This window comes from Pradoshia sp. Z4_20 (assembly GCF_058216035.1).
The window spans coordinates 1,139,000-1,164,389 of record NZ_JBZAJD010000001.1 but is presented as its reverse complement, the minus strand read 5'-3'; the positions used below and the strand labels follow the sequence as shown (position 1 = coordinate 1,164,389).

26 protein-coding genes are annotated in these 25,390 nt (G+C 38.0%); 4 read left to right on the top strand and 22 right to left on the bottom strand.

Annotated features, from left to right (window positions below; genetic code table 11):
• Window positions 1-78 precede the first annotated feature (78 nt).
• The 3 genes from proC to AC4BHP_RS05540 form a co-directional block, all read right to left on the bottom strand.
• Window positions 79-894 (bottom strand): pyrroline-5-carboxylate reductase, encoded by an 816-nt coding sequence (gene proC, locus AC4BHP_RS05550; protein ID WP_139891893.1) that lies wholly within the window; start codon window positions 892-894, stop codon window positions 79-81.
• Window positions 895-987: 93 nt separating this feature from the next.
• Window positions 988-2,862 carry a squalene--hopene cyclase gene (gene shc / locus AC4BHP_RS05545; protein WP_490551559.1) on the bottom strand — a complete coding sequence of 625 codons (1,875 nt, stop codon included), beginning with the start codon at window positions 2,860-2,862 and terminating at the stop codon, window positions 988-990.
• Window positions 2,863-2,885: 23 nt separating this feature from the next.
• Window positions 2,886-3,923 carry a threonine synthase gene (locus AC4BHP_RS05540; RefSeq protein WP_490551558.1) on the bottom strand — a complete coding sequence of 346 codons (1,038 nt, stop codon included), beginning with the start codon at window positions 3,921-3,923 and terminating at the stop codon, window positions 2,886-2,888.
• Between the two features lie 101 nt (window positions 3,924-4,024).
• Here AC4BHP_RS05540 and AC4BHP_RS05535 point away from each other — a divergent pair, with 101 nt between their 5' ends.
• Both AC4BHP_RS05535 and AC4BHP_RS05530 read left to right on the top strand, forming a co-directional pair.
• Window positions 4,025-4,519, top strand: coding sequence for a hypothetical protein (locus AC4BHP_RS05535; RefSeq protein ID WP_139891890.1), 495 nt, complete (start codon window positions 4,025-4,027; stop codon window positions 4,517-4,519).
• A 205-nt stretch (window positions 4,520-4,724) separates the two neighbouring features.
• Entirely contained in the window at window positions 4,725-4,961 is a 237-nt protein-coding gene (locus AC4BHP_RS05530) for a hypothetical protein (RefSeq protein WP_139891889.1), read from the top strand.
• Window positions 4,962-5,087: 126 nt separating this feature from the next.
• Here the strand turns inward: AC4BHP_RS05530 and AC4BHP_RS05525 are convergent, their stop codons facing one another.
• Window positions 5,088-5,966 carry a GNAT family N-acetyltransferase gene (locus AC4BHP_RS05525; protein WP_490551674.1) on the bottom strand — a complete coding sequence of 293 codons (879 nt, stop codon included), beginning with the start codon at window positions 5,964-5,966 and terminating at the stop codon, window positions 5,088-5,090.
• A gap of 274 nt (window positions 5,967-6,240) precedes the next feature.
• Here AC4BHP_RS05525 and AC4BHP_RS05520 point away from each other — a divergent pair, with 274 nt between their 5' ends.
• Window positions 6,241-6,615, top strand: coding sequence for a hypothetical protein (locus AC4BHP_RS05520; protein WP_139891888.1), 375 nt, complete (start codon window positions 6,241-6,243; stop codon window positions 6,613-6,615).
• A 15-nt stretch (window positions 6,616-6,630) separates the two neighbouring features.
• On the opposite strand, the gene AC4BHP_RS05515 is transcribed toward AC4BHP_RS05520, so the two are convergent.
• The 16 genes from AC4BHP_RS05515 to AC4BHP_RS05440 all read right to left on the bottom strand — a co-directional run bounded on the left by AC4BHP_RS05515 (window position 6,631) and on the right by AC4BHP_RS05440 (window position 22,298).
• On the bottom strand, window positions 6,631-8,298 hold the full coding sequence (locus AC4BHP_RS05515) for an FAD-dependent oxidoreductase (RefSeq protein ID WP_490551557.1): 1,668 nt from the start codon (window positions 8,296-8,298) through the stop codon (window positions 6,631-6,633).
• A 174-nt stretch (window positions 8,299-8,472) separates the two neighbouring features.
• Window positions 8,473-9,036 (bottom strand): alkyl hydroperoxide reductase subunit C, encoded by a 564-nt coding sequence (ahpC, locus tag AC4BHP_RS05510; RefSeq protein WP_066103636.1) that lies wholly within the window; start codon window positions 9,034-9,036, stop codon window positions 8,473-8,475.
• Window positions 9,037-9,534: 498 nt separating this feature from the next.
• On the bottom strand, window positions 9,535-10,011 hold the full coding sequence (locus tag AC4BHP_RS05505; protein ID WP_066103634.1) for a GNAT family N-acetyltransferase: 477 nt from the start codon (window positions 10,009-10,011) through the stop codon (window positions 9,535-9,537).
• Entirely contained in the window at window positions 10,008-11,510 is a 1,503-nt protein-coding gene (locus AC4BHP_RS05500; RefSeq protein WP_262365991.1) for a M81 family metallopeptidase, read from the bottom strand. Before AC4BHP_RS05500 ends, AC4BHP_RS05505 begins: the two co-directional genes overlap by 4 nt.
• Window positions 11,511-11,532: 22 nt before the next feature.
• A complete protein-coding gene (locus AC4BHP_RS05495) occupies window positions 11,533-12,984 on the bottom strand; it encodes an aldehyde dehydrogenase family protein (RefSeq protein WP_490551553.1) in 1,452 nt (483 codons plus the stop codon).
• Between the two features lie 3 nt (window positions 12,985-12,987).
• Window positions 12,988-14,286: an aminotransferase class III-fold pyridoxal phosphate-dependent enzyme gene (locus AC4BHP_RS05490; protein ID WP_490551551.1), complete on the bottom strand. Its 1,299-nt coding sequence runs from the start codon at window positions 14,284-14,286 to the stop codon at window positions 12,988-12,990.
• A 3-nt stretch (window positions 14,287-14,289) separates the two neighbouring features.
• Complete coding sequence (locus tag AC4BHP_RS05485) at window positions 14,290-15,636, bottom strand: aminotransferase family protein (RefSeq protein WP_490551550.1); 1,347 nt, start codon at window positions 15,634-15,636, stop codon at window positions 14,290-14,292.
• A gap of 85 nt (window positions 15,637-15,721) precedes the next feature.
• Complete coding sequence (locus AC4BHP_RS05480; RefSeq protein WP_066103624.1) at window positions 15,722-16,378, bottom strand: 3-oxoacid CoA-transferase subunit B; 657 nt, start codon at window positions 16,376-16,378, stop codon at window positions 15,722-15,724.
• Window positions 16,375-17,058 (bottom strand): CoA transferase subunit A, encoded by a 684-nt coding sequence (locus tag AC4BHP_RS05475; protein ID WP_077248016.1) that lies wholly within the window; start codon window positions 17,056-17,058, stop codon window positions 16,375-16,377. The genes AC4BHP_RS05480 and AC4BHP_RS05475 overlap by 4 nt, the downstream gene beginning before the upstream one ends.
• A 72-nt stretch (window positions 17,059-17,130) precedes the next feature.
• Window positions 17,131-17,400 (bottom strand): YokU family protein, encoded by a 270-nt coding sequence (locus tag AC4BHP_RS05470; protein WP_066103622.1) that lies wholly within the window; start codon window positions 17,398-17,400, stop codon window positions 17,131-17,133.
• The gene (gene kamA, locus AC4BHP_RS05465) at window positions 17,397-18,812 is read right to left on the bottom strand and encodes a lysine 2,3-aminomutase (protein WP_490551548.1); all 1,416 of its coding nucleotides are present in this window, start codon (window positions 18,810-18,812) and stop codon (window positions 17,397-17,399) included. The genes AC4BHP_RS05470 and kamA overlap by 4 nt, the downstream gene beginning before the upstream one ends.
• Before the next feature lie 408 nt (window positions 18,813-19,220).
• Complete coding sequence (locus tag AC4BHP_RS05460; protein ID WP_490551672.1) at window positions 19,221-19,865, bottom strand: SDR family oxidoreductase; 645 nt, start codon at window positions 19,863-19,865, stop codon at window positions 19,221-19,223.
• Between the two features lie 28 nt (window positions 19,866-19,893).
• Window positions 19,894-20,079: an alpha/beta hydrolase gene (locus AC4BHP_RS05455; RefSeq protein WP_490551670.1), complete on the bottom strand. Its 186-nt coding sequence runs from the start codon at window positions 20,077-20,079 to the stop codon at window positions 19,894-19,896.
• Between the two features lie 26 nt (window positions 20,080-20,105).
• On the bottom strand, window positions 20,106-20,477 hold the full coding sequence (locus AC4BHP_RS05450; RefSeq protein WP_490551547.1) for an RBBP9/YdeN family alpha/beta hydrolase: 372 nt from the start codon (window positions 20,475-20,477) through the stop codon (window positions 20,106-20,108).
• 144 nt (window positions 20,478-20,621) lie between these two features.
• Window positions 20,622-21,194 (bottom strand): nitroreductase family protein, encoded by a 573-nt coding sequence (locus AC4BHP_RS05445; RefSeq protein WP_066103616.1) that lies wholly within the window; start codon window positions 21,192-21,194, stop codon window positions 20,622-20,624.
• A gap of 153 nt (window positions 21,195-21,347) precedes the next feature.
• Window positions 21,348-22,298, bottom strand: coding sequence for a peptidylprolyl isomerase (locus tag AC4BHP_RS05440; protein WP_077248015.1), 951 nt, complete (start codon window positions 22,296-22,298; stop codon window positions 21,348-21,350).
• Window positions 22,299-22,728: 430 nt separating this feature from the next.
• Between AC4BHP_RS05440 and AC4BHP_RS05435 the strand changes: the two genes are divergently transcribed.
• Window positions 22,729-23,181 (top strand): OsmC family protein, encoded by a 453-nt coding sequence (locus AC4BHP_RS05435; protein ID WP_066103613.1) that lies wholly within the window; start codon window positions 22,729-22,731, stop codon window positions 23,179-23,181.
• A 103-nt stretch (window positions 23,182-23,284) separates the two neighbouring features.
• Here AC4BHP_RS05435 and floT read toward each other — a convergent pair whose 3' ends face one another.
• Window positions 23,285-24,835 (bottom strand): flotillin lipid rafts scaffold protein FloT, encoded by a 1,551-nt coding sequence (floT, locus tag AC4BHP_RS05430; RefSeq protein ID WP_066103610.1) that lies wholly within the window; start codon window positions 24,833-24,835, stop codon window positions 23,285-23,287.
• Between the two features lie 15 nt (window positions 24,836-24,850).
• Window positions 24,851-25,384: an NfeD family protein gene (locus AC4BHP_RS05425; protein WP_066103608.1), complete on the bottom strand. Its 534-nt coding sequence runs from the start codon at window positions 25,382-25,384 to the stop codon at window positions 24,851-24,853.
• Between the last annotated feature and the right edge of the window lie 6 nt (window positions 25,385-25,390).

Below are 25,390 nucleotides of genomic sequence, written 5' to 3'. Positions count from 1 at the left end.
ACACCATGAATAATCACTGCATAAAAAACAGCATCCATATCCCTAAAAGGTAAAATGGATGCTGCATTATTTTCGTTTCTAGTAAACTTCATCATTCATTTTCTTTGATTGTTCAGCACAAACCTCCATCGCTTTAATGACAGAACTTCTGAATCCTTGTGCCTCCAGTTCTGTGATGGCAGCAATCGTTGCACCACCTGGGGAGCAAACTTGATCCTTCAGTTCTGCTGGATGAATCCCTGTTTCCAAAGCGAGTTTTGCCGATCCCATAATGGTTTGTTCAGCCATTCGATAGGCCTTTTTTCGATCTATCCCTAATTTCACAGCTGCATCTGCCATTGCTTCAATTAATACGAAAATATAGGCTGGAGAAGAACCGCATAAAGCAATAAACGCTTCGAAATCATCTTCTTTAAGAATTTCATATTCTCCAAACACACTAAATAACTGGCAGATTTCCTCTAACTCTTCTCCTGTGACATGGTCATTTGGACAAATAGCTGTCATCCCTGCATTCACCAGGACAGGAGTATTAGGCATAGACAATATAAATTTTGATTCTGCTCCAATCCATTCATCCATTTGCTTTATTTTAACTCCGGCAGCAATCGAAATAAGAATCTTCTTATCAGTAACATATTCTCTTATTTCTTTAATAACTTCTTCATATTGGTTTGGATTAACTGCTAAAAAGATTATATCTGAATTTAGGACAACTTCTTTATTATCCAGAGTTGTATGAATCGGCCACTTTTCCGAAATAGCAACTTTTGATTCTTCTGAGCGCACAGATACCAACAATTGATCAGCGAGTTTTTGATTACTGTTAATCAAAGAACCAACCATCGCTTTTCCCATATTTCCACAGCCAATAAAACCTATTCTCTTATTCATGCTTCAACACCTATTCTTCCTCATTTGCCACTATTCTAACATAAAACAAGTAAAAAATAGAAAATTAGGATTAGCGCGCTCATTCCCATGTAGCTATGTATGGTCAGTAATCAGTTTCTTTTCATAATGACCCAGTGCTAACAGAGGAAAAATATAATTATAGCTTTCATAAATGATATAAAAACCACCCCGTAAACCGAGACCTGTTGGATACCTCTTTGCATTAGGATGGTATAACTCTTCATTTATTAAAAAGTTAACCCCTTTCTGAATGGTTGGTGAAGTTGCCCGCTTAGCTGCTAAGAGAGCATCCAATGCCCAGGCTGTCTGGGATGGAGTACTGTAGGACAATGGGATATAACGTTCTTTATCTGCACTCATACAGGATTCTCCCCATCCTCCATCTTTCAGCTGGATAGACTCCAGCCATCTGATTGCTTTTTGGATAGAAGGGTGCTCAGGCTTGATTCCGATTGCACATAGTCCAGTCACCGCTGCCCACGTTCCATAAATATAACAAACACCCCATTTTCCATACCAGCTACCATCTGATAATTGTTCTTTCAGAAGCCAGGCAGCTGCTCTTTTAATAAAGGAATGGTCATGTGTTAATCCAGCATAATTACCCATAAATTCTAAAACACGACCTGTCAGGTCTGAGGTAGAATCGTCAATGATGGCATCCTTTGCATTTTCGATTGGTAGATAAGCAAATAAAGAATTATAGGCATCTTTTTCAAAGGCTCCCCATCCTCCATCCTTATTTTGCATGCCCTTCAAATACGAGAAACCTTTTTTCCAAGCAAGATTTGCTTGTTGGTTCAATTTACTTTGCTTTGTTAATGCTCGTAAAACCGCACTTGTATCATCATTATCCGGTATATAATGATTGCTGTCAGAAAATCCCCATCCCCCAGGAATCACATCTGGAGCATGTACTGTCCAATCCCCTCTCGTGCTTTGTTGTTTTTTCAGCAAATACGCATTTGCTCGATCGATAACAGGATGGGTTGCCTTAACCCCCGCTTCTTGTAAGGAATAGCTTAATAAAGCTGTATCCCACACCAGGGAGGGTGAATTTTGCAAATGAAGGCCATAAGGTGTATCCGTTAAATAGCTCTTCATTCCCTCCATCGCCTTAAGAATAATCGGTGAGTTTCGTTTATACCCTAAGGCAAGTAAAGCATAAATCATATAACAGGTAGCCGAACTATAACTATACAGTGTCCCATTTTTCTCAACCCGGTCAATCATTAGCTTTTCTGCAGATTGATAGCCTGCTTTTTGCCAAGAGGATGGAGAAAAATTGAGGGTCTTTAGTTGATTAATCAATTGTTCTGTCTGAAAAAAACGTTCCTCTCTAAACCATCCACCTTCTTGTCCATCAAGGAAACTCTTATCTATCCCCTTGTGTTCATACATAAATCGTTTATTAATGCAGATGGTCATAGGAGTTAAATGCACTCTGGCATAGTTACTGCATTGATACATGTTAAAAGGTACATGGGGCGGGAGCATAAAATAACTCATCGGAAATTTAAAAAAGCTTGGATAATTATACATTCCATTGACTGCGAGCATCATTTTAGTCATAAAGTGAGATTTTGATACTCCACCATGCTTAATTATAAATTGTTCAGCTCGCTTCATCTCCTCATCCATCCGAGTAAATTTGCCTGACACAAGCAGGGCTGTATAAGATTGAACGGTGGCAGATAAATTACCATCCTTCTCATCCGGATAGATACTCCAAGACCCATTATCATTTTGAGTGCGCAGCAGCCGTTTCACTAGTTGATGCATTAATTCTTCTTCATCTATTCCTAAGGTCCGTATAAGTAAGATCATAAAACAATCCGTTAATGAAGATCCTTCAAAGTTGAATGTCCATGAACCTGATTGATTTTGTGTTTTTTCCAGCCTTTCTAGCTTGGAGGCTATATACTTCTCAACGTTAGATTTTGTCATAACTATCTTATCACCCCAAAAAACTATTTGGATTTTCCTATCTCGCTAAAATTACTAAGGGGTATCACAATCGATTCATTTTTGATTGAAAAGTCTCGATAATATCTCATGCATCCTGCGTAGGCTGCTGCACTTTGTTCATCTATCTGATAACCTCTCATAAAAAGCGCTTTACTGGCTTGAATGATTTCAGTTTTCGTAATGGTCTGTAAGTGTCCATCTGTCTCTTTAATCATTTTTATCAATTCTTTATATAGGGGTTGAGGGATAGATACCGCTTTACTTTTTACAAGCAGAGAAGTTGATTGAATGTCGACAATGATAAATCTGGGGAGTTTTCCTATTAAATGATGTTCTAAAAGATCCTTAAATCCATAATAAGTACCTACTGCTAACATACTGGTTTCAACCGAGAACGTAACGATATCAGGATGACGGTGTCCCAACTGCTCCCATATCTCATATGCATATGTTTTTGCTCCCTCAATCATATAGGGGTGAAAGTCGGGTAAAATAAAATTATTTGCAGCAGATTCTTGATCAGAAACAAAATCGCTTACTCTGACTCCTTCATTTCTGTGTGCATCCACCAGCTGACAGGCTGTATTTTCAGGTAAAGCTAACTCACAGGCAATTTGAGCATGTTTTGCATATTTAGCAACAGAAAGACTCATACAAGTGGCTTCCGTTATAAGGATGTTTTGTATCTTTTTCTCTAGTAACTTAGTCACTAATAATGCTGAGCATCTATCTATATAAGATTGGCTTGGTAAAGTGTTTTCTAATTTTAAGTAGATGTGCTGATTGTCCGAGTCCAATTTATCGAGCACGGTATTCCCCTCACCTAATGATACCTTCTCCCATGCACGTTTGTTTGCTTGTACTGATACTACTAGATAGTACTTCCACATCGTCTGGTTCTCACCAACAATCCAATTATCCTTAAAAATGCTTTTACTTGTTTTGATTATTAACAGACCGCCGCATGTACAACAATTTTTATCCGTTTCCTCCATGAATAGCTCCTGGCAATCTACACAAATAAATTGAATTTCACTCATTCCTGCTCCTCTCGTTAATCAGTTAATCAACATATTAAGATGGAAAAGTTTGCGTTTTTCATTTATGATGATGGTATTAATAAAAATATGGAGGCGATTAGATGATTGATGTATTTCATGGAACCTCTACTACCAATTATGAAAAAATTCTCGATAAAGGCCTTACACTACGGACCTCTTTCAGTCATGGAAAAAAGCATGGTGATGCTATTTATGCCACGACACGTAAACATTGGGCTAAAAAGTTTGGACCAAACATCATAGAGTTTCGCGTCAATACGGAATACTTCTTATTTATTGAAGATGAGGACTATGCTAAATTATATGATTCATTTACCAATGAATTCGTACAACCTTACGAAACGATAAGTGCATATATATACCATAAACAATTCGATAAAATTCGTAATTTATCTGGAGTTAATAACAGAACAAACATTAAATTATTTATTAGAGATACCGAATTTAAAATAGGCAGCTTGCTTCGCGAAATGCTCACCTCTAACGGCTACAAAGGTATTGTTATCTCATCAGAAGACAGTAAAGGTCCATTTTATGATCTGACAATTTATGACCTTAGCTGTATTAGCATGTAAACCACCTCCTTTTTACTTATTCGAGAAACCTCACCACTATCCTCATGGCGTTTTTTTAAAACTGTTTCCTGCTGAATAATAAGTTTATAGATACTAAATGGTTAAATAAGGTTAATTTCAAGAATATGTATATATTCTGCAAATTAAAGTTGTTATAATATTAACCAGAATACATAAACTTTCGAAAAAGATTGGAGGAGATTTGTTGGCTAAACAGCATTCACTAACTGAATACCTTATTCCAGGCAGTCTGTTAACTGGCCTTGGAATTGGACTATCCATTGGGTCTCCAGGTGTAGGGTGTCTTGTTGGTTTGGGCGGTGGCTTCCTATTAACGTCAATATGCAATATTTTTCTGGATGGACAATCCAAACTATTAGGGATGGAAGAACTCGAACAAAGAATCAGTAAACTTGAAGAGAACGCAAAAAAGAACGGATGAATGGTGAATAGTCGCACCATCTTCGTTCTTTTTTCTTTGTGATTATTTAAGTTTTAACCTTACTTGATTTAAATAATTTCCCCTTATATGATCATGTGATTCTTGTTCAAACAATTGATCATATACCTATTCGAAACTTTCCTTTTTCAACTCTCGGTTATACACTTCGAACAATTTTTCCACTGAAATACCATTGATTTTCATTCCTGTTATCTCACTTTCCGTGATTTCCAGATTACTTAGGTCACAATTCCTAATCTTTGATTCCTGGAGGTCACATCTTACAAAGGATATCGGATTTTTGTCATCTCCAAGATTTGTGTCCATAAATTCGATTCCTGCAAGGGTAACTAATCTCATATTAGAAAAGGATAGGTTTAAATCTGCAAAATAGGAGTGTTTTAAATTTATGTTTTGGAATTTTGACTGACTAAGATTACAGTTACTGAAATGAGTACTTCTCAAGTTACTGTTACTAAAAGAACTCTCTTCTAAGTTGACTTGGTACCATTCTGTATATGCCATATTACAATTTTCATATGGTTTATTTGAAATATCATGATTTTCTACCGAATTATCAGATTTTGTCAAACTCTCTTTCCTCTTTATGTAGCAAAACTCATCTTCCGACTTAAAGATCGTTTTATAGCCCAATTTCTCGTAAAAATGGTGATTATTAAGCTGTCTGCTGGATGTCTCAAGGTCCCATTGTCTTACGCTTGGAAATTTCTCCTCAATTAATTCCATTACTCTGGAACCGATTTTGAGATTCTGAAAATCTGGATCAACGTATATACGGTCTATTCTTCCATATGACTTATCGGTAATCGTCACGATAACTCCACCAACTATAGCCTCTTTATAGATGATTTTGTAATAGGATAATTCTTCGATCATATATTTAGTCATTTCAACTGAAGTATAGCCAGGAGGCTGGATATTGCAATCCACAATCTCTTGATCTATAAGCCATCTTTTTGCTTCTTCATCAAATGTTTTCTTCATTAGTTCTGTTAATTTTTCAGCGTCACAAAAGATTGCTTTTTCAATTGTTAACAAGTTGTAATCTCCTTTTTCAAAATTCGTATGGATAAACTGATGAATAGTTCTAAATTTTGTAACTATCAAGTGAATTCTACCATAATTTACAAGTTGCACGTCATTTATTTAGTTATTTGTTTAAGAATACAAACAATATAAACTGAAGTATTTATAGTCGGGTATAACCATCTCTATATTGCACAAAATGTAAAATAGAATATAACAAGGAGTCTAATATATGCAAAAAATTTTGTATCGTATAATATGGGTATTGATTTTATTAGGCATAAATCTTTGTGCCCTTCCCATTTCGATTTATTCGATCTTCGCAGTTGAAAAAGGGACAAACATTACCACAATGGACTATACTTTGGCAATTACCATTATGGTTATCAGTAATTTCATTACACTCCAGCTCTTCATTGCCATAAAAAAGAATCAAAAACAGAACGCAATTTATGGAATAATCATTGCTGTCACTCAAATAATTGCCTTCATTTTATTCATGCATTTGTATGAGATTGCAGGCATAATCATCTTTTTACTTTCACTCATTGCATCTGTTACCATGATCATAAAAACCTGGAGAAACAAAAACCCAGCCTTGATGTAAGGCTGGGTTAATTGTTTAAGCTTGTTGTAACACTGCTACAATTTCATTAATTTTTTTAGCTCCAAAGACTACTTGTTCATCATTAATAATCATGGCTGGAACACTCATTACTTTATATTTCTTTTTAATATCCTGGAAGTTACTGATATCAATCATTTCTGCTTCGACATTTGGGTTTTCAATTGCAATTCTTTGAGCACCCACAACAACATCTGGGCAGTAGTGGCATGATAAAGATACCATTACCTTAATATTTGCTTTTTTATCGATTGCTTTAATTGACTGTTGGATAGAGGAATCTAATGCTTGTCCAGGACCTGCCAGGTTATAAATGGCCAAGATAAAGGAATTAAGCTCATGTCCTCCCGGTACACCATGGAACTTCACGCCACTGTAATTCCCTTTATGATCAAGCAACGAAACAACCGGGAATTTATCAGCATTGATTTTCGTTTCCATTTCAGTATTTTCGCCTTTTGGATAAACTTCCAGATGAAGTTTATCGCCAAGTTCAGCAACATCGATCAAGAAATCACGTAATTCTACAGATTTAGGCATACTTTCATCCACAATACTTACTAATGTTACATCATTCTCCATTTTGGCAAAAATACCTTTTAGTTGTCCTTTGATGGCATCGCTTAGTAAGCTGCTCTTACCACTTTTAGCTGTTTCTTTTGGTGCAGATTCTTTTTTCTCTGCCGGTTTTTCTTCTTTTGGCTCATCTACAATGCCAAGACGCTCTTTTTCTTCAGCAACATATTTCTGTACGTCTGTTCCGGCAATCGCCCCATCGGCAACAGCTGTAATAACTTGACGTAAAGATTTTGGACGAAGATCTCCAACAGCATATACACCTTTAATATTTGTTCTCATTTCTTCATCTGTAATAATGTAACCACGTTCATCCATTTCTACATGACCTTTAAAGATCTCTGTCTTAGGCTGATATCCCACGAAAACAAATACACCGAATGCGCCATCTTCTTCTTTCGCTGTGTATTCCCATTCTTCCTTCGTTACATTATTAATAAATCGGGCATGCTGAACCATCTCATTCCCTGAAACCTCAAGCAATTCCGTATTAAATTTAACTTCTATATGTTCGTTGGCAAAAACCTTATCTGCGATAGAAGGAGCACAAGTAAACTCAGGTTCACGAGCAATAATGGTAACCTTGCTGGCAAAACGGGTTAAATACATCGCTTCTTCAGCTGCGGCAAATCCTGCTCCAATGACAAACACTTCTAATCCTTCGAAGAATTCACCATCGCATGTTGAACAGTAGGCAACACCACGGCCCGTGAATTCTGCTTCTCCAGGGAATCCAAGTTTACGAGGACCTGCACCTGCTGCAATGATTACAGATCTTGCCTGATACTCGCCATTGATCGTTTTGATTATTTTAACTTCTCCGGATAGGTCAACATCCGTAACATCTGTTTTGGTAAATTTAACACCAAAATCTTCACATTGTTTTTTCATTTCTTCTATTAATAAAGGTCCAGTCGTCTTACGAACACCCGGATAGTTAACAATTTCATTTGTCGTTGCAGCTTGGCCACCCATATTTCCTTTTTCAATAATAAGAGTGTTTAATTTTCCACGTCCGGCATAAATACCCGCTGACAATCCAGCAGGACCTCCGCCAATGATAATTAAATCTAAAATTCCTTTTGTCAAAATACTCACCTAATTTAGTAAACTTTTTAATAAAAAAGGTACTTATCATTTTAAGTACCTCATTTGATCATCTGATAGAAAAAACATTCAAAAACTGGACAAGCAGCTGTCAGTCCTTAAGATAAAATTTGCACTCATCTTCCATTAAGAAAGATAAATGCAAATGATTAATAATTATATTTTACCTACTAGGTCCAGGCTTGGCTCAAGTGTTTCTTCACCAGGAGTCCATTTTGCTGGACATACTTTATCACCGTGTTCTGCAACAAACTGAGCAGCTTGTACTTTACGCACAACTTCTTCAGCATTACGGCCAATACCTAGGTCGTGAATTTCATATGCTTTAATTTCACCCTCAGGATTCACAATGAATGTTCCACGAAGCGCTTGACCAGCTTCTTCAATTAATACTTCAAATTGACGAGAAAGAACATGCGCCGGATCTGCAAGCATAGGATATTTAATTTTGCCGATTGTATCTGTAGCGTCTGCCCATGCTTTATGTACAAAATGAGAGTCCGTAGATACGGAGTACACTTCGCAGTTAATTTCTTTAAGGGCATCATAATTATCTTGCAGGTCAGCTAATTCAGTTGGGCACACAAAAGTGAAATCAGCTGGATAGAAGAAAAAGATTGACCATTTACCTTGAACATCTGAAAGACTTACTTCTTTAAACTCTCCATCATGGTAAGCCTGTACTGTAAAATCCTCTAATTTTTTATTAATAAGTGACATATCGTATTTCCTCCTAAACAATATCATCATCTAAGTGATGTTTAATACTATATTATAATAATTATTAAAAAGAAATTTGTCAATTGCTTATTTATAATTATTATCATATTCCTTTAAAATTTTCCGCTCTTCCCATTAGGTAAACTCAATAAAAACTCTCTATATAAACGGTAATCAGGATCAAACATAATTACTGTCGATACAGTAAATTTATCAATTGAATTGTATTTTAATGATAAAACGTGAGGGAAATCACCGAGTTATATTATATAAATATAATTTATTTTGCTTTTTTCTTTCACTTGCTAGTATGCCCAAAAACGTTCATTTTTTTCATCTGTTTATGTTTCAATACAATCTATTTATCAAGGTACTTTTTATCTTCATTTGAAGGTTTTGTTTTATAAAAAGAAGAGCCACACTGGCTGTAATAGTCCCTTTGCAGCCAATAATCATCAACGAAAAAAACGTGTGATTAGTCACACGTCCTGTTGTTGATTATAAAATTTTCTCCATATACAACCGATCCTCACCGTCTCCGAATTCACCATACCTTAATTCATTTACAGTAAAACCGATGTTTTTATATAATTTAACAGCAGCCGTGTTTGCTTCGCTTACAGTTAAACTGACTTTATGAAAACCATCATCCCTCAGAATGCTCAGAACCTCATGTAAAAATTGTGTCCCCAATCCTTTCCCATGCTGATCTGACCGTACATAGTAGCCAAATATATAAGCTTTATCCGGCTGATTATAATCTCTCATACATTCACAAACCGCAACTGGTCGTTCATCCCCCTGTTGTCTATAAAGGATTAGTTTTCCGTATCTCGCCAAAGGAACCAGTGTTTGTTCATCTACCGCTCCCAACCCAGGAAATGCATCCTTTTCGAGCTCCATCATCATGTTCTGCTGTGCAGGCGTTAGGGATTCGGGTATTTCAATGTAATACATCGAATTCGTTTGTGTCATGATTTTTTCCTCTCTTCTACCTTTAGAAATTCTATATTTTTTAAGGGCCATGTTTGTTCCGGGATATTTTTATAGGGTAGCTGTGCGATGTTATTAGTGGCCGCGCCCGGTGCATCAACATAAATGACTTCACTTATCAACGGATCAAAAGCTGCCCTGAAATGATTTTTAGCTTTCAATATCAAATACCTGTACGCACTTGGTTCTATCCCAATATGACGAAAAAGTTCAGGATCATTAGCAGACATAGGTCTTCCAATTAGGAGAATATCTATATTTCCTACTCGAATCCAACAAGCACCCTTAACATCTACTTTCAAATCTTTATTAAATGGTCCACTATTATAAAATACACCATCAGTTAACCTGATAACAGTCGCTTGCACATTAACCGGTAATCCAAACTCAGGATAGATTTTCCCGCCAAGTGACAGTTGGACGGTTCCACCAACTCCCACACTCCTACATATATCAATTGCCTTAGAATCCGTTAATGCTCCAAAAAGCGTTTTCTCTCTATTGTATTCTATACATTCTCTCAAAAGCTTCGTTGTATCTCCACTGCCACCGCTCAACGGATTATCAGAAATATCAGCTAATGCGATTGGTTTATTTTTCTTCATTGCTAACGCAAGCTGAAATGCTTCTTTAACATCAGGCAATTTGACGATAAATTCTTCCCTTAGTTTCCAAAATATTTTGGCCAAGTCACTGGCAGTACGTTCGGCCAACAACTGATTTTTAGCAATTACTATCACACTTGCACCTGCGCTCGGTACATCTGAATATGGAAATCCACCAAATACGGAAATGTTTAAAATACCATCTTCCTCTTCATAACGGTGAGCAAGCTTCATCATTTTTGCCATTGGACCTTCCATTGTCTTCATATTGATTGAGGGAAGCAGCATGGGAATTTTAACACATCTCGCTACATAATCTACGCCAAGCGAAAGATGATTCATTAATGCATTCGCGGCATTTACTCCTTGCTCATACATATCAATATGCGGATAGGTTTTAAATCCAAAATGATAGGGTGTAATTCCAACGATGGCCGGACTAATATTGGCATGTAGATCCAGGGTCGTTGCAATCGGGATATCTACCCCAAGTTTTGCTCTAATCTTTAAAAGTAAATATTCTTCTGCATCATTAATTCCCTCAATGACCATTGCTCCATGCAGGGCAATCAATAATCCATCAAGCTTTCCTGCCGCTTCCATTAAACCCATAAGCTCTGTTTCAATTTCTTCGTATGTTTCATAGGTTACCGGACCCGAAGGAACAGCTGCTGCACAAAGAAGGGGGACTATCTCTACCTCTTCAAGTTTCCTCAGAACATCAATAAACCCGCCAACCTCTGTCCTTGTATTTGTATAAACGTCAAAAATTTGGTTCCCTTTAAAATAACCCTCATTCTTAAAATCCTGAATAGTCGTCTTAGTTCTAGAGAAACTATGGGATTCATGATAAAAAAAAGCTATTCCAATCCTCATTTGTTTCACAAGGGAATCCCTCCTATAGATAAGTCATATACACTGATTTCCATTCCGTCAAACTATCCAAAGCATGATGGGATACTTCACGATGGCCATTCCCTGAATACTTCATCCCGCCAAACGCAACACCAATTTCAGCATTAGCAGTTCCGTTATTCACATAAACCAATCCACTTTCAATTTCAGCAGCAGCTCGGTTGGCAATAGACAAACTGCTTGTAAAAATGGATGTCGACAGTCCATATTTCGTATCATTATTAACCTCAATCGCCTCTTCATAGCTGTCCACTTCAATAAAGGCAAGAACAGGTCCAAATATTTCTTCTTTAGCAATCGTATGTTCCTTTTTCACATCACTGAAAATAGTTGGTTCAAAAAAACACCCTTCTTCGTTCGCTAATTTCTTTCCTCCACACTCCAATAAGGCTCCTTCTTCTGTAGCTATCCTTACGTATTTCTCAACCACCTTCATTTGCTGCTCATTTACTAAAGGACCTATATCTATATTTTCATTAAGGCCATTACCTATTTTCAATTCCTTCGTTAACTTTACGACCCTTTTCAATAAATCCTCTTTAATCGATTGTTCAACAATAACCCGGCTTGTCGCCGTACATTTTTGGCCAGTTGTTCCATATGCACCTTTAACAATACACTCTGCTGCATAATCTAAATTAGCGTCCTGTAGAACAATTGCTGCATTTTTCCCACCTAGCTCAAGGGAAACCCTTTTTAATTGTTTGGCACCTACCTGTGAAAGCAGCAAGCCTACTTCAGTAGAGCCTGTAAAAGAGATCACTTTGACATCTTCATGTTCAGCAAGCTGCATTCCCACCTGACTGCCGCTCCCTGTAATGAGATTTAAAACCCCATTTGGGAGACCAATTTCATGAAAGACTTGCATAAATATACCTGCTGAGAGTGCAACCTCAGAAGCTGGTTTCCACACAATCGTATTCCCACTGATTAAAGCAGCACAAATTTTATAAGCGGCAAGCGCTACCGGAAAATTCCATGGAGTGATACATGCAACTACACCAAGCGGCTCACGATTCATCGTAATCGTTCGATTGTTGTTGCCGGAAGCAATGGTTTCACCATACATTCTGCGACCTTCCCCAGCCATATAGCGGCATGTTTCTATGACGACATTCACTTCCCCGCGTGTTTCCGCCAGAACTTTCCCCATTTCTTTGGTCATAACTTCGGCTAATTGATCTCTTTTTCGTTCAAATAATTCTGCTGCCTTCCATAAAAATACAGCACGTTCCGGCGCGGGTGTTCGTCTCCAGCTTTTAAAGGCAAGGTGAGCATGCTGTACAGCCTGGTCTACCTGGCTTGAAGTTGCGATTGCATACATACCCACCGCTTCATTCGTTGCAGGATTCTTGCTTTCCCGATAATTCTGATTTAAATCGTGAGTCCAATGACCATTCATGTAAAGCAGCTGTTTTGTAAATTCTTTGGACATTTACTAAATACCCTCCTTTACCACGTCTCCAATAACGGTTTCGAGAATGGTTAACCCAGCATCCAATTCTTCTGTTAATATATTTAATGGCAGCATGAGCCTGATGGTTTGCCCGTTAACTCCGCAGTTCATGATTAGTAAATGCTTATCCAGGCATCGTGCTTTGATAAGCGGCACAATGGACTTTTTATCGGATTCATTGAATTCAATGCCAATCATCATACCGATTCCGCGGACTTCTTTTATTGGCTCGTATCCTAGCAAACTATTTTGCAGCCTATTAACAATTTGCTCACCGAATTCTTTACTCCTCTTTACCAGATTCTCTTCTTCAATCACCTGTATACTTGCTAGGGCAGCTGCACATGAGATTGGGTTGCCTCCAAACGTGGAGCCATGCCCCCCTACAGGCCATTTATTATGTAAATCCCTATTTGCCACAATTGCACCAAGAGGCAGTCCGCCTGATAAAGCCTTTGCTAAAACGAGAATATCTGGAGTTACTCCTGAGTGTTCCGAAGCAAACATCCGCCCAGTTCTGCCAAATCCTGTTTGAACCTCATCAAATATTAATAAAATACCATGCTCATCAGCAATACTCCTTAATTCCTGTAAAAACAATGGAGGTGCGGGATAGTAACCGCCTTCCCCCAAAACCGGTTCAACAAGTATAGCAGCCACTCTCGATGGGTCAATATGTAAATCAAATAACGAACGTAATTGGTTAATACAATAATTTGTCAAATCAGCATTATCGATATTTTTTACTAAACCGGGATATGGATAAGGTGTATGGTAAACCTCTCCTACCAGCGGTTCGTAGTACTTTTTATATTTACTGCTTGATCCTGTTACAGTAGTAGCACCTAACGTACGTCCATGAAAGGACCCATTGAAAGCGATAATTCCCGGGCGGTCAGTAGCCGCACGTGCCAGCTTCAATGCTCCATCAATGGCTTCACCGCCTGAATTTGAGAAGAATACAGTATCTAAATTACCTGGCGTGATTTGTGCCAGCTTTTCAGCCAAGCCGATCACAGTCTCGTAATAGCCATAATTCAAACCAAAATGAACGAGTCGCTCCGCCTGTGTTTTTATAGCGTTAACGATTCTTTCATGAGAATGGCCGAGTGCATTAACTGCTACCCCTGAAACAAAATCAATATACTCTTCTCCATCCTTCGTCCAAAAACGTGCTCCCTTACCTCGATCTATAATTAATTCCGTCACTCTTGTGCTAACTGGAGATATATGTTTTCTCGCTTTCTCTGTTAATTCAGTAACTTTTTCAGAATGACTCATGATTTACTTCCCCCTCGAATACATAAATTGTTGCAGAGCAAGTTCTAATATATTTATGATTGCATCGATTTCTTCCCTGGAGACTGTTAAAGGCGGAGCAATTAACAAATGATCACCTTCATAGCCATTGATTGATCCACTTCCAGGATAAAAGACAGCTCCAATTTGCATGGCAATCCGATTAATCACTTCAGATGTTGAGCTAGAGGGAGGGAATGGGTCTCCTTTCGGACTGGAAGCAAATTCAATGCCTATCAAAAGGCCTTTACCCCTTATATCCCAAATGACAGGGTAACGGTCCTGAAGCAGTTTAAGTTGTTTAATTAAATATTCACCCTGCATAACTACGTTGGGAAGGATTTTATTGTGAGCTAATTTTTTCAGAACTGCCAATCCGGCAGCGACAGAGACCGGATGGCCACTGTATGTATATCCATGCGCAAATTTCCCCTTGCTGTTTTGAATAATCCCTTTAATTAATCGATCGTGAACAATCATACCGCCAAGAGGCGAGTAGCCGGCTGATACTCCCTTGCCAAACGTAATAATATCCGGTATGAAATCAAAATGCTCTACAGCAAAATAGGTCCCTGTTCTCCCAAAACCCGTCATCACTTCATCTGCAATCAAAAGAATATTATAATCGTCACATAACTTTCTGACCTCTTTAAAATACGAGTCTGGCGGACTTACACTTCCCAATTGGCTCCCGACGATTGGCTCAGCTATGAAGCAAGAAATTTGTTCCGGACCTATCTCAATAATCAACTTTTCTATATCCTTAATGCATGACCAATTGTGTTGTTGATTGCAATCATCGAGATTTCTTTGGTATGGGCATCGTTTACAATGAGGGGAATAAACATGTTTAAAATCAAGTAGATTTTGAGTGTATACCTGCCTTCTTTTAATATCGCCTCCAGCAGACAAGGATCCTAAAGTATTCCCATGATAAGATTGCCATCTGCCAATCACAATATGTTTTTCCGGATTTCCTGCACCTTTATGATATTGCTTTGCAAGTTTAATAGCACTTTCATTCGCCTCCGAGCCGCCACAGGTGAAATAAACCTTGTTTAATGGAACGGGAGCAATCTCCGCAATTCTCTCTGCCAGAAGATGCAATACCTCGGTTTCAAAACGCATCGAATGTACAAAGGCTACTTTTTTTGCCTGTTCAGCCATCGCTTCAGCAATTTTCACATCCCCGTGACCTAAATTTGCGGCAACAGCACCGGAGCATGCATCAATATATTGCTTGCCATCCTGATCGTATAAATAAATCCCTTGCCCATGCGTTATGATTGGGTATTTATTCGTAAAATCACGATGAAATACATGGTCAGCCATTTGCGTCTCTCCATTTCATAGAGATGTTCTATTATTTTTCTACATACAAGATATGCTTAAAAAGCAAGTTCAAGACTTTTTTATGCTACATATCAAAGCCAACAAATTCACTGTTTAATTGAATTCTGAAATCCGCTTCCGTTTTTTCTTTAACAGTTTCCACTGTTATTCCTGGACCAGTTTCCACTAAAATAAGCCCCCTATCATCGACTGCAAATACGGCCAATTCAGTTATAATGAAATCCACTCTGCGCTCAGATGTAAGCGGATAATTAAGATTCTTAACGAGCTTCGGCTTCCCCGCTTTTGTTGTATGTAAGGTTGTTACGATAATTCTTTTAGAGCCCTCTAATAGATCCATCGCTCCTCCTACACCCAAAACCGCTTTTCCTGGAACTGCCCAATTTGCTATCCTGCCCATTTCATCCATTTGCAGAACACCCAAAATCGAGACATCAATATGGCCCCCACGTATCATCGCAAAAGATGATGCACTATCAAAATAAGATGCACCAGTCATGACAGTTACAGGAAGCTTTCCTGCATTCACCAAATTGGGATCTGGTTCATTTAATGGGGTAGGTCCCACCCCAAGAATCCCATTCTCTGTATGTAGAAATACGGATAGATGAGGAGCGATAAAATCTGCCACCAATGTTGGAATCCCAATCCCCAAGTTGACAATATCACCATTTCCAAGGAATCGTGCAGCACGTTTGGCAATCGTCTCTTTTGCACTCACAACGACTCCTCCTTTAACACTAAGTAATCAACATACAAATGAGGTGTGATAATTTCCTCAGGATCGAGTTCTCCCGCTTCTACTATTTCATCAACTTCAGCAATCACGATATTCCCGGCCGTCGCCATAGCAGGATTAAAATTCCGGGCAGACTTTATATAAATTAAATTACCAAGTTTGTCTGCTTTATAGGCCTTAATCAGTGAAAAATCAGCCTTCAAAGAATGTTGCAATATATATTTATTATCATTGAATTTTTTTTCTTCTTTCCCATTTGATAAGTCAGTGCCTACTCCAACGGGTGTATAGAATGCTGGTATTCCAGCTCCACCCGCACGAATCGCTTCTGCCAGTGTGCCCTGCGGCAGAAGTTCAATCTCAAGCTCTCCCCCCAAATAAGCCTCCACTACATCCGGGTTGGATGTGAAATAAGAACCTATCCCCTTTCTTACCTTCTTTTTTTGAACAAGCACTCCAAGTCCCCTGCCTGGCTCACCGAGATTATTGCTGATAATTTCAAGATTATTTATCCCTTTTCGGTCAAGAGCGTGTACCAATGTTATTGGACATCCCACCAATCCAAAGCCCCCAACCATGATACGGGCTCCGCTCTTTAGCAAGGATGCTGCTGCATCAGGTAAAAGTACCGGTTTCAACCTATTCACCTCTGTCCATTTCATTTTAATAAAAACGCCAAAGAATATAGCTTTTCTTTGACGTTGAATAACTGAAATCGCTTACATATATTTTGTCTATTTGAAATAGTTTCGCTTTAATAACCTTGGTACTTTCATCAATTCTTCAAAATGTACAGTGCCTGTTAATTGTTTTGTATTAATGAGCAATAAATGGTCCTCAATCTCCTCAGTCTGTTCATCCGTTAAATATTCCATTTGGCAATTGCCACAATGGATGGCTGGTGTTTCCTTTATTTCTAGTGATTGCGTTCCATCTGGCAGCTCCCAAAATACAGTGGTATTGGTCTCAATTGCCCCATCTTGTTCACACCATTGGCATTTCATACTTTTGAATCCTCTTGATCAGTTTTAGTTGTTTTTGTTTGTTGGGCCTTGAATTTCTTTTCTTTTAGAACGTCCCGTTTATCTCGTTGATCTTTTAGTGACGAATGCTCCGGATTTTGTTGATAGGCGTTTCGCTTGTTGTATCTTTCTAATCCATCCGGAGTAATATTAAACTTTTCATCATCCATAATGGACAAGATACCTGTACTGTTGTAATCTTCATATACATTTGGGTATGTTTGTTTGAAATATTCATCTGCACGACCGGACACATAGTTCTCCGGTTCTGGATATGATGTAATCACACCTTCAAAATTACGTAAGATCACTTTATTTGAACTTTGTGAAATGATGTAGTTCGGCTGAAGCGGTATTTTTCCACCCCCGCCTGGTGCATCAACCACAAAAGTCGGCACAGCATATCCGCTTGTATGACCGCGCAGCCCCTCCATAATTTCTAAGCCTTTACTAATAGGAGCTCTGAAATGTCCAATTCCTTCTGATAAATCACATTGGTAAATATAATAAGGACGAACTCTTATTTTGACTAAATCATGCATTAATTTTCTCATGATTGGGACACTGTCATTAATCCCAGCCAAAATAACCGCCTGATTGCCCACAGGTACTCCCGAATCAATAAGCAGCTCGCAGGCACGCTTTGATTCTTCTGTAATTTCGATCGATGTATTAAAATGTGTATTCAGCCAAACGGGATGGTACTTTTTAAGAATGGTACATAAATCTTTAGTGATTCTTTGCGGAAACACGACCGGGGCTCTAGTTCCAATACGAATAATTTCTACATGAGGAATGGCGCGTAAGTTTTTTAATATATATTCCAGTATACTGTCATTAATGAGAAGGCCATCACCACCAGAGATTAAAACATCCCGGACTGCCGGTGTTTGGCTGATGTAATTGATTGCTTTATCCAACTGCTTCTTCGGAACTCCCATACCAATCTGACCAGAAAACCTTCTTCTTGTGCAATAACGGCAGTACATGGAGCATTGATTTGTTACTAAAAATAAGACACGGTCCGGATAACGGTGAGTTAACCCTGGAACTGGGGAATCTTCATCTTCATGTAAGGGATCCTCTAAATCATACACCGTTTTGTGGAGCTCTTTTCTTATGGGAACGGATTGCATACGGATTGGACAGCGCTCATCATCAGGATCCATTAAAGATGCGTAATAGGGCGTTATATTCAAGGGAATCGTTTTAGTTGAGATCCGTACACCTTCTTCCTCTTCTGGTGTAAGATTAATCACCTTTTTTAAATCATCAAGTGTTTTGATGGTGTGGGTTAACTGCCAAATCCAGTCATTCCACTGATCATCCGCTACATCCTTCCATAACTCGATTTCACTCCAATGGCGTTTAGGTTTGTATAAATTATAGTCCACTATTCTCCCTCCCATGGTACGTATTCCATAACATCTCGGCTATGTGAATGGATAATTATTCGAGCTTTGCTCAGAAAAACCATATCGGTGGCTTTATTGTCATTCGATTGGTAAATTGTACTCCATCTGAATGGTAAGCTCATTCTAAATCATTCAGCTCCTGAGCTGAGCGCTGAAAAGAAGTCTCCTACGGAATGAAGATTAACATTTAATTTTGATTTACAGATACAAAATCTAATATATGAGTGAATGAAAATATGGTGTATTTAACCCAATCTCAACCTATCACCTCTAACCTTACACTGTCAATGACAAAAAATTTTGACAATTTAAGTCGAAAGATTTTCATATTTTTTATGACAAACAAATAAAGCAGTTCAGCTAAAAACTGAACTGCTTCGACAAATTTTATAGTTGGTTAAGAGCTTCCTCAATCGGGGTATCACCTGATATTAGATCAAAAGAACGATTATAGCTTGCCTCATTCGTGAGGCAAGCCAAAATAGTTCGTGCCACATCCTCACGCGGTATCGTTCCAGCCTTTATTGTATCCCCAGTACGGATTTTCCCGTTTCCAGGTTCATTCAGCAATCCACCCGGCCTTATAATCGTATATGTTAATGGGCTGTTTTCCAGAATTCGATCTGCATAATGCTTGGCAACATAATAAGGTTTAATTTCATCGCTCCAGTTTTCGCGGTTGTTAGCCTGAAGGGCACTGACCAAAATAAATCGTTTGATTCCAGCCTTTTCAGCTGATTCCATCATTTTCACTGCACCATCAAGATCAATTAAAAGCGTTTTGTCATGACCTGTGCTTCCTCCTGACCCAGCTGTGAAGCATATCGCATCTGATCCTTCAATTGCCTTCGCCAGATTTTCTACGCTATCTTCTAAATTAGCAAGAACAGTCTGTATACCACTATTTTCAAATGATTTTACCTGCTCTTCTTTTCTGATCATCGCTTTTACATTGTGTTGTCCATCTTCCTTAATGAGGTGAACCAATTGATTGCCAATTTGTCCATTTGCACCAACTACTACTATATTCATAGAAACAATCACCGTCCTATCCATACATTCAGCCTTCATTTACTGCAAAATCATGATTTTGATCCAGACAATAATCAAGAATCCACTGCCATTTTCCAAAACCGGAGTCGATATTGATATGACCTTTATTCACAACCAAAAGTTGTATAATACCCAAGTCTTTATAAAATTGACTGTCTTCAACAGAGCAATAAGAATCGTTTGTGGATTGAATTTGCAGTGTATGATCAATAGACTGTATTAATTCTTTACCCTTAACTGGAAGGGGAAAAACCTTTGGATGATTTCATGCTTTAAATAGGGAGAGGGCGGTGCCACTAAAATAACACGGTTAACCGATTTTTTTATCTTATGAGCATTTTTGAGAGCAAAATGAAGCCATAGGACACATCCTAAACTGTGAGCAACAACGGTTATATGGTCTGAGGTAATAGTTTGAAAGGTATCTTCCAATTTTTTTATCCACTTATCTTTATAAGGATCATCATATTCAGGAAGGGTCGGATAATAAACTGTTTCACCTGCATCCACCAGCTCATTATACAGCCAGGATTGCCAATGTTCAGGTCCGCTTCCGCCAAGTCCATGTATTATGAGAAAACTTCGGTCCATATTAACCCCTCCTTTTACCGATTTTATTCCATACTAAGTTTATCAGATTAATATATTTTATGTCTACTTTTATAGTAATCAAACTTTTTCCAAAAAATAAACCGGTACAGAGTGAATATCCTCTTTGTACCGGCTTTCGTTAATTTAATTGGTTATCCATGTGGTCACTTCATCAATAGATTTTCTTGAACCTTCTTTAGGATTCATATCTGGATATCCTAAATAGATAAACCCAGTTACAGCACCATCCTCAGAGAGATTAAAAGCCTTACTCATCCGTTTATCATGGCATTGTTTCCCGGTTCTCCATACGGCACCCAGTCCAAGAGCGTGAGCTGCCAGCAGGATATTTTGTGTAGCTGCATGGACAGCAGCGTATTCTTCTTCAATCAGAACCTTTTCATTCTTCACTGGTTCAACGGCAGTCACTATGATAACAGGAGCACGATAGGGATTCTTGCTTACTTTTTCTAATCTTTTTTTACTTTCTTCTGACTCAAGATCATCTAATTCAGATTTCAGGATATCCACTAACACATCACTGAGGATTTTTCTGCCATCCTCTTTCAAAACAAAAAACTTCCATGGTTCTGTACGATGATGACATGGTGCCCATGTTCCCGCTTCAATAATTTTATGTATGAGCTCATCAGGTATCGGCTCATTTTTAACCTTGCCAATACTTCTTCTTCCTTTAATGGCTTCAAATAGTTCCATAAACATTACCTCCCTATCTATTTCTCTCTATATTTTGTAAAATTTAGTTACTACTATACTATATATCCCTATGTTAGAAAGTACAAAAATTTCTTCTTCTCAAACAAAAAAGAGCAAACCAGTAACGGCTTGCTCTTAATCATTTATACATAATTATTCAAATTTATTTTTAATTTTATAATCTTTCTTTAAATCTTCCAACCATGTGCTGTACTCAGAAGATATCTTTTCGCTTAGAGCGGCTTCTTTAGCATCCTCTTTTGATTCTTCATAAGTGGATTCTTTAGCTTCTTTATGGCCTGTAGCTTTAATAATGTGGTAGCCATATTCTGATTTAACCACATCACTTACTTCATCAACTTCTAAAGCGAATGCTGCTTTTTCAAACTCTTCTACCATTTCTCCTTCAGAAATATAGCCGAGCTCTCCACCATTTTCAGCAGATGCTGTATCAGTGGAATTTTCTTTGGCGAGTTCAGCAAAATCCTCGCCGTCTTTGATTTTTTTCAATAATTCCTTTGCTTTGTCTTCGTCTTCAACAAGGATGTGGCTAACTTCAACTTGTTCAGATTGATCATAATTTGCTTTATTCTCTTCATAATAAGCTTTTACTTCATCCTCAGTGATTTCAATATCTTCCTGCATTAACTTTTCGATTTTAATATTTACCGCTATATCCTCTTTTAAATCATCAAGAGTTAAACTGCTAGCTTCAAGTGCTGATTTTAAAGCATCCTCTCCACCATAGCTTTCTATATATGCATCTACTTCTTTATTAATTTCACTATCATTAACTTTTATATTGCGCTCATCTGCTTCCTTTTCAATAACCTTCATCGTAACTAAGCTATCTACAGCAGAAGCTCCATACACATTGGCCATTGTGTCATATAATTCACTTTTAGTAATACGGTCGCCATTGACACTGCCTACTGTTTGAGATTTAGTATAAGCATATGCTCCGCCAGCTATAGCTGCAGTTAATACGGCAGCTGCTGCAATACCAGCAATCCATTTTTTATTTTTACGTTTTTTTGTTTGATCTGTTTTTATTTCAGTAGCTTTCTCTTCTGTATCTGAAGTATTCTTTGTCTCGTTGGTCATAATATAACTCCTATCGAAATAAAATTTATGTTGTCTGTTAACAATACTATAATCATATAATGTGTCAGGAATATGTCAAATATAAAATACCCACTGTCAAATATTGTTTAGTCAATGAAACAATGAATATTATTAGCATTACTATATGTAATATTACCTAATATAGTATATAAAAATATCATAAAGTGAAAATATAACCACTAGTTGAATTTGCACTGTATGTTTTCACTCCCTAAAGGATACTGGTCTACAAAAATAGATCTTCAACCATTAATTTTCTAACATAATAATATGTTCCAACCTTGTCCTAAAGTATGGTTAGACGATTAAAAATAAAAACTCCTTTTCAACTATATTTAAGCACTTTGTGTGAATAAGATTCATTTACGCATTAAAATGAAGATAATAGTAAAATAAAGGGGACTTTATAATGGCAGAGCATCAATTTATTTTAGAGGCTGTTTGGCCTGGATTACGAAACGATATAGGAGAAATACATACTAAAAACCTTCATACTAAAGTTTCGATACCGGAGGAAATGGATGGACCTGGAATCGGAACAAATCCTGATGAAATGTTACTTGGTGCTGCAGCAACCTGTTATATTATTACGCTGGCAGCCATGATGGAACGCAGCTATTTAGAAAAAGAAGGGTTAACCTTACAGTCAGCGGGAATTGTCGATGTAACAAACGGTGTGTTTACCTATAAAAAGATCATTCATCGGCCAACGATTATACTAAAGGACTCTGCAACAAAAGAAGATATCGGACTTGTCCAAAAACTAGCCCAAAAAGCTGAAGCATCCTGCATGGTCAGCCGTGCTCTCAAAGACAATGTAGACATAGAATTAGAAATCACGGTTAAGCGTATTTCTGAATAATGGTTATATACTCTAGAAGATTTTGAGTTTATTCAATCCTAATATCCGTAATAAACAAGAAACAACCTGAGCCCATATGAACTCAGGTTTGTTTATTGTTTATTTAGAGTTGATCTGGAGTACGATCAAGTCCCTTAACAATAGGAATCTCAGTTTTAGCCAACTCTTCTTCAAGGTTTATTCTGGGACTGACGCCTGAATTTTTACCTGCAAAGCTTTCAATTAACTCTTTCATGTCGATACCGGAGGATGCTTTTAATGACTCTTGTAAAGTTGCCATTAAATTCGTCGCATATCCGGTCACTTTATTGGCGCCGCCGCCTGTACCGCCGCTCCCTGTATCAACAATCGTAATTTTATCAATACTGCTCAGCGGTTTAGCCACTTCCCTTGCATATTCCGGAAGCATTTTTAACATCATATCCATAACAGCAGCCTGACCAAATTGCTCGAAGGCTTCTGCGATTTTTTGCTTTGCTTCCGCTTCCGCCAAACCTTTTAAACGAATGATATCCGCTTCGGAAACCCCTTGTGCTCTTTGTGCTTCTGCTTTTGCAAGACCATCTAAACGTACTCTCTCTGCTTCCGCTCTCGCCATTGCTTCGATGCGATATTGATTGGCATCGGCTTCAGTTAATTGCTTTGTTTTTTCCGCAGAAGCTGCTTGTTCAACTGCGTAGCGATCTGCATCCGCCTTTTTCTTCACTTCAGAATCATATTGCTTTTCACGGCGTAAAATTTCTTTTTCTTCTAATTCAATCAGCTTCTGCCGCTCAATGATTTTAATTTGCATCTCTTGTTCCGTAACATCTTGCTTAGAACGTGCAGTCTCCAAATCATATGCCTGATCGGCTTTTGCTTTAGCAATATCCTGTTCACGTCTGAATTCAGCAATTTTCAATTGATTTAATTTTTCTGCCTCTGCGATTTCAGTTGCACGTTCAAGTTCAGCTTTTTGCGCTTCCTTGGATGCTTCAGCCCGTTTGATCCGTGTTTCTTTATCGGCTTCGGCTGTTGCGATATCCGCATCCCTTTTCACCTGAGCTATTCTCGGTTTACCAAGCGATTCCAAATATCCATTTTTATCACGTACATCTTTAATTGTAAATGAAACGATAACCAATCCCATTTTCGCTAAATCCTGTGAGGCAACCCTCTGCACTTCCTGTGAAAATTTTTCACGGTTTTTATAGATTTCCTCAACTGTCATCGAACCAAGAATGGAGCGTAGGTGCCCTTCCAGTACTTCTCTTGCTTCCTGTTCACGGTCATCCTTCGTTTTCCCTAAAAATTGTTCAGCAGCCGTTGCAATTTCAGAAATGGTATTACCTATTTTAATAATGGATACACCATCGGCCATTACCGGCACACCCTGTTCGGTATATACTTCCGGTGTTGAAACCTCTAATTTACTCGATAATAAGCTCAACGGCTCAGCTTGCTGGAATACTGGAAGAACGAAGGTCCCTCCTCCGCGTACAATTTTGATTCGATTTCCGGATTCATCAATATGTACATTTTTACTGCCTAAGTAACTGCCCGTGACAATCAATGCTTCATCAGGACCAGCTGTTCTATATTTTGTAACAAAAACTCCTATAAGGGCTAATAAAATAAATACCACTGCACCAACAATACCGTAGATTAATGTCATACTACTCCCACTCTCCTATCCCAGTTCATTTAATTCTTCATGTGGACTGACATGCAGAACACCATTTTGGATATCAATGATTAATACCTTTGTCTCAGATGGTATCGCTTCTTGGTCAAAACTTACGGCCGGCTTTGAAAACGTTCCGCTTTTACTTGTTATTAATACTTCACCATACCCATTAACAGGTACTGATGTTATCACTTTTCCCAACCGTCCCTTTAGTTCATCCTCGGTTATCGTTAAAGATTCATGAGCTGCCGACAAGGGGACTAAAACGAATAGATTAATAATAGAGACAAGTATAAAAGCAATTGCGAAGGAAATAAAAAAAATGGGAAGTGCCCGCAATGAGGTTAAAGAAACAAGCACATACCCTGATCCGCTTGCAATGGTCAAAAAGCTTAGTATAAGGGTTGGGTTTAAAAAGTCAGGGAGGTCTAATCCGGCAAACAGATCATTAAATAATATGAAGAAAAACGTAAGGATACCGGATATAATCAGTGAATATAAGAAAAAATCAGCTAATTCCACCCCTAAAAATTCCATACTAAT

Coding starts and splice junctions, on each gene's coding strand:
- proC (WP_139891893.1), bottom strand. CDS start 894: ATGAATAAGAGAATAGGTTTTATTGGCTGTGGAAATATGGGAAAAGCG.
- shc (WP_490551559.1), bottom strand. CDS start 2,862: ATGACAAAATCTAACGTTGAGAAGTATATAGCCTCCAAGCTAGAAAGG.
- AC4BHP_RS05540 (WP_490551558.1), bottom strand. CDS start 3,923: ATGAGTGAAATTCAATTTATTTGTGTAGATTGCCAGGAGCTATTCATG.
- AC4BHP_RS05535 (WP_139891890.1), top strand. CDS start 4,025: ATGATTGATGTATTTCATGGAACCTCTACTACCAATTATGAAAAAATT.
- AC4BHP_RS05525 (WP_490551674.1), bottom strand. CDS start 5,966: ATGAAGAAAACATTTGATGAAGAAGCAAAAAGATGGCTTATAGATCAA.
- AC4BHP_RS05520 (WP_139891888.1), top strand. CDS start 6,241: ATGCAAAAAATTTTGTATCGTATAATATGGGTATTGATTTTATTAGGC.
- ahpC (WP_066103636.1), bottom strand. CDS start 9,036: ATGTCACTTATTAATAAAAAATTAGAGGATTTTACAGTACAGGCTTAC.
- AC4BHP_RS05505 (WP_066103634.1), bottom strand. CDS start 10,011: ATGACACAAACGAATTCGATGTATTACATTGAAATACCCGAATCCCTA.
- AC4BHP_RS05500 (WP_262365991.1), bottom strand. CDS start 11,510: ATGAGGATTGGAATAGCTTTTTTTTATCATGAATCCCATAGTTTCTCT.
- AC4BHP_RS05495 (WP_490551553.1), bottom strand. CDS start 12,984: ATGTCCAAAGAATTTACAAAACAGCTGCTTTACATGAATGGTCATTGG.
- AC4BHP_RS05490 (WP_490551551.1), bottom strand. CDS start 14,286: ATGAGTCATTCTGAAAAAGTTACTGAATTAACAGAGAAAGCGAGAAAA.
- AC4BHP_RS05485 (WP_490551550.1), bottom strand. CDS start 15,636: ATGGCTGACCATGTATTTCATCGTGATTTTACGAATAAATACCCAATC.
- AC4BHP_RS05475 (WP_077248016.1), bottom strand. CDS start 17,058: ATGAAATGGACAGAGGTGAATAGGTTGAAACCGGTACTTTTACCTGAT.
- AC4BHP_RS05470 (WP_066103622.1), bottom strand. CDS start 17,400: ATGAAATGCCAATGGTGTGAACAAGATGGGGCAATTGAGACCAATACC.
- AC4BHP_RS05460 (WP_490551672.1), bottom strand. CDS start 19,865: ATGAATATAGTAGTAGTTGGTGCAAATGGACAAATTGGCAATCAATTG.
- AC4BHP_RS05450 (WP_490551547.1), bottom strand. CDS start 20,477: ATGGACCGAAGTTTTCTCATAATACATGGACTTGGCGGAAGCGGACCT.
- AC4BHP_RS05445 (WP_066103616.1), bottom strand. CDS start 21,194: ATGGAACTATTTGAAGCCATTAAAGGAAGAAGAAGTATTGGCAAGGTT.
- AC4BHP_RS05440 (WP_077248015.1), bottom strand. CDS start 22,298: ATGACCAACGAGACAAAGAATACTTCAGATACAGAAGAGAAAGCTACT.
- AC4BHP_RS05435 (WP_066103613.1), top strand. CDS start 22,729: ATGGCAGAGCATCAATTTATTTTAGAGGCTGTTTGGCCTGGATTACGA.
- floT (WP_066103610.1), bottom strand. CDS start 24,835: ATGACATTAATCTACGGTATTGTTGGTGCAGTGGTATTTATTTTATTA.
- AC4BHP_RS05425 (WP_066103608.1), bottom strand. CDS start 25,384: ATGGAATTTTTAGGGGTGGAATTAGCTGATTTTTTCTTATATTCACTG.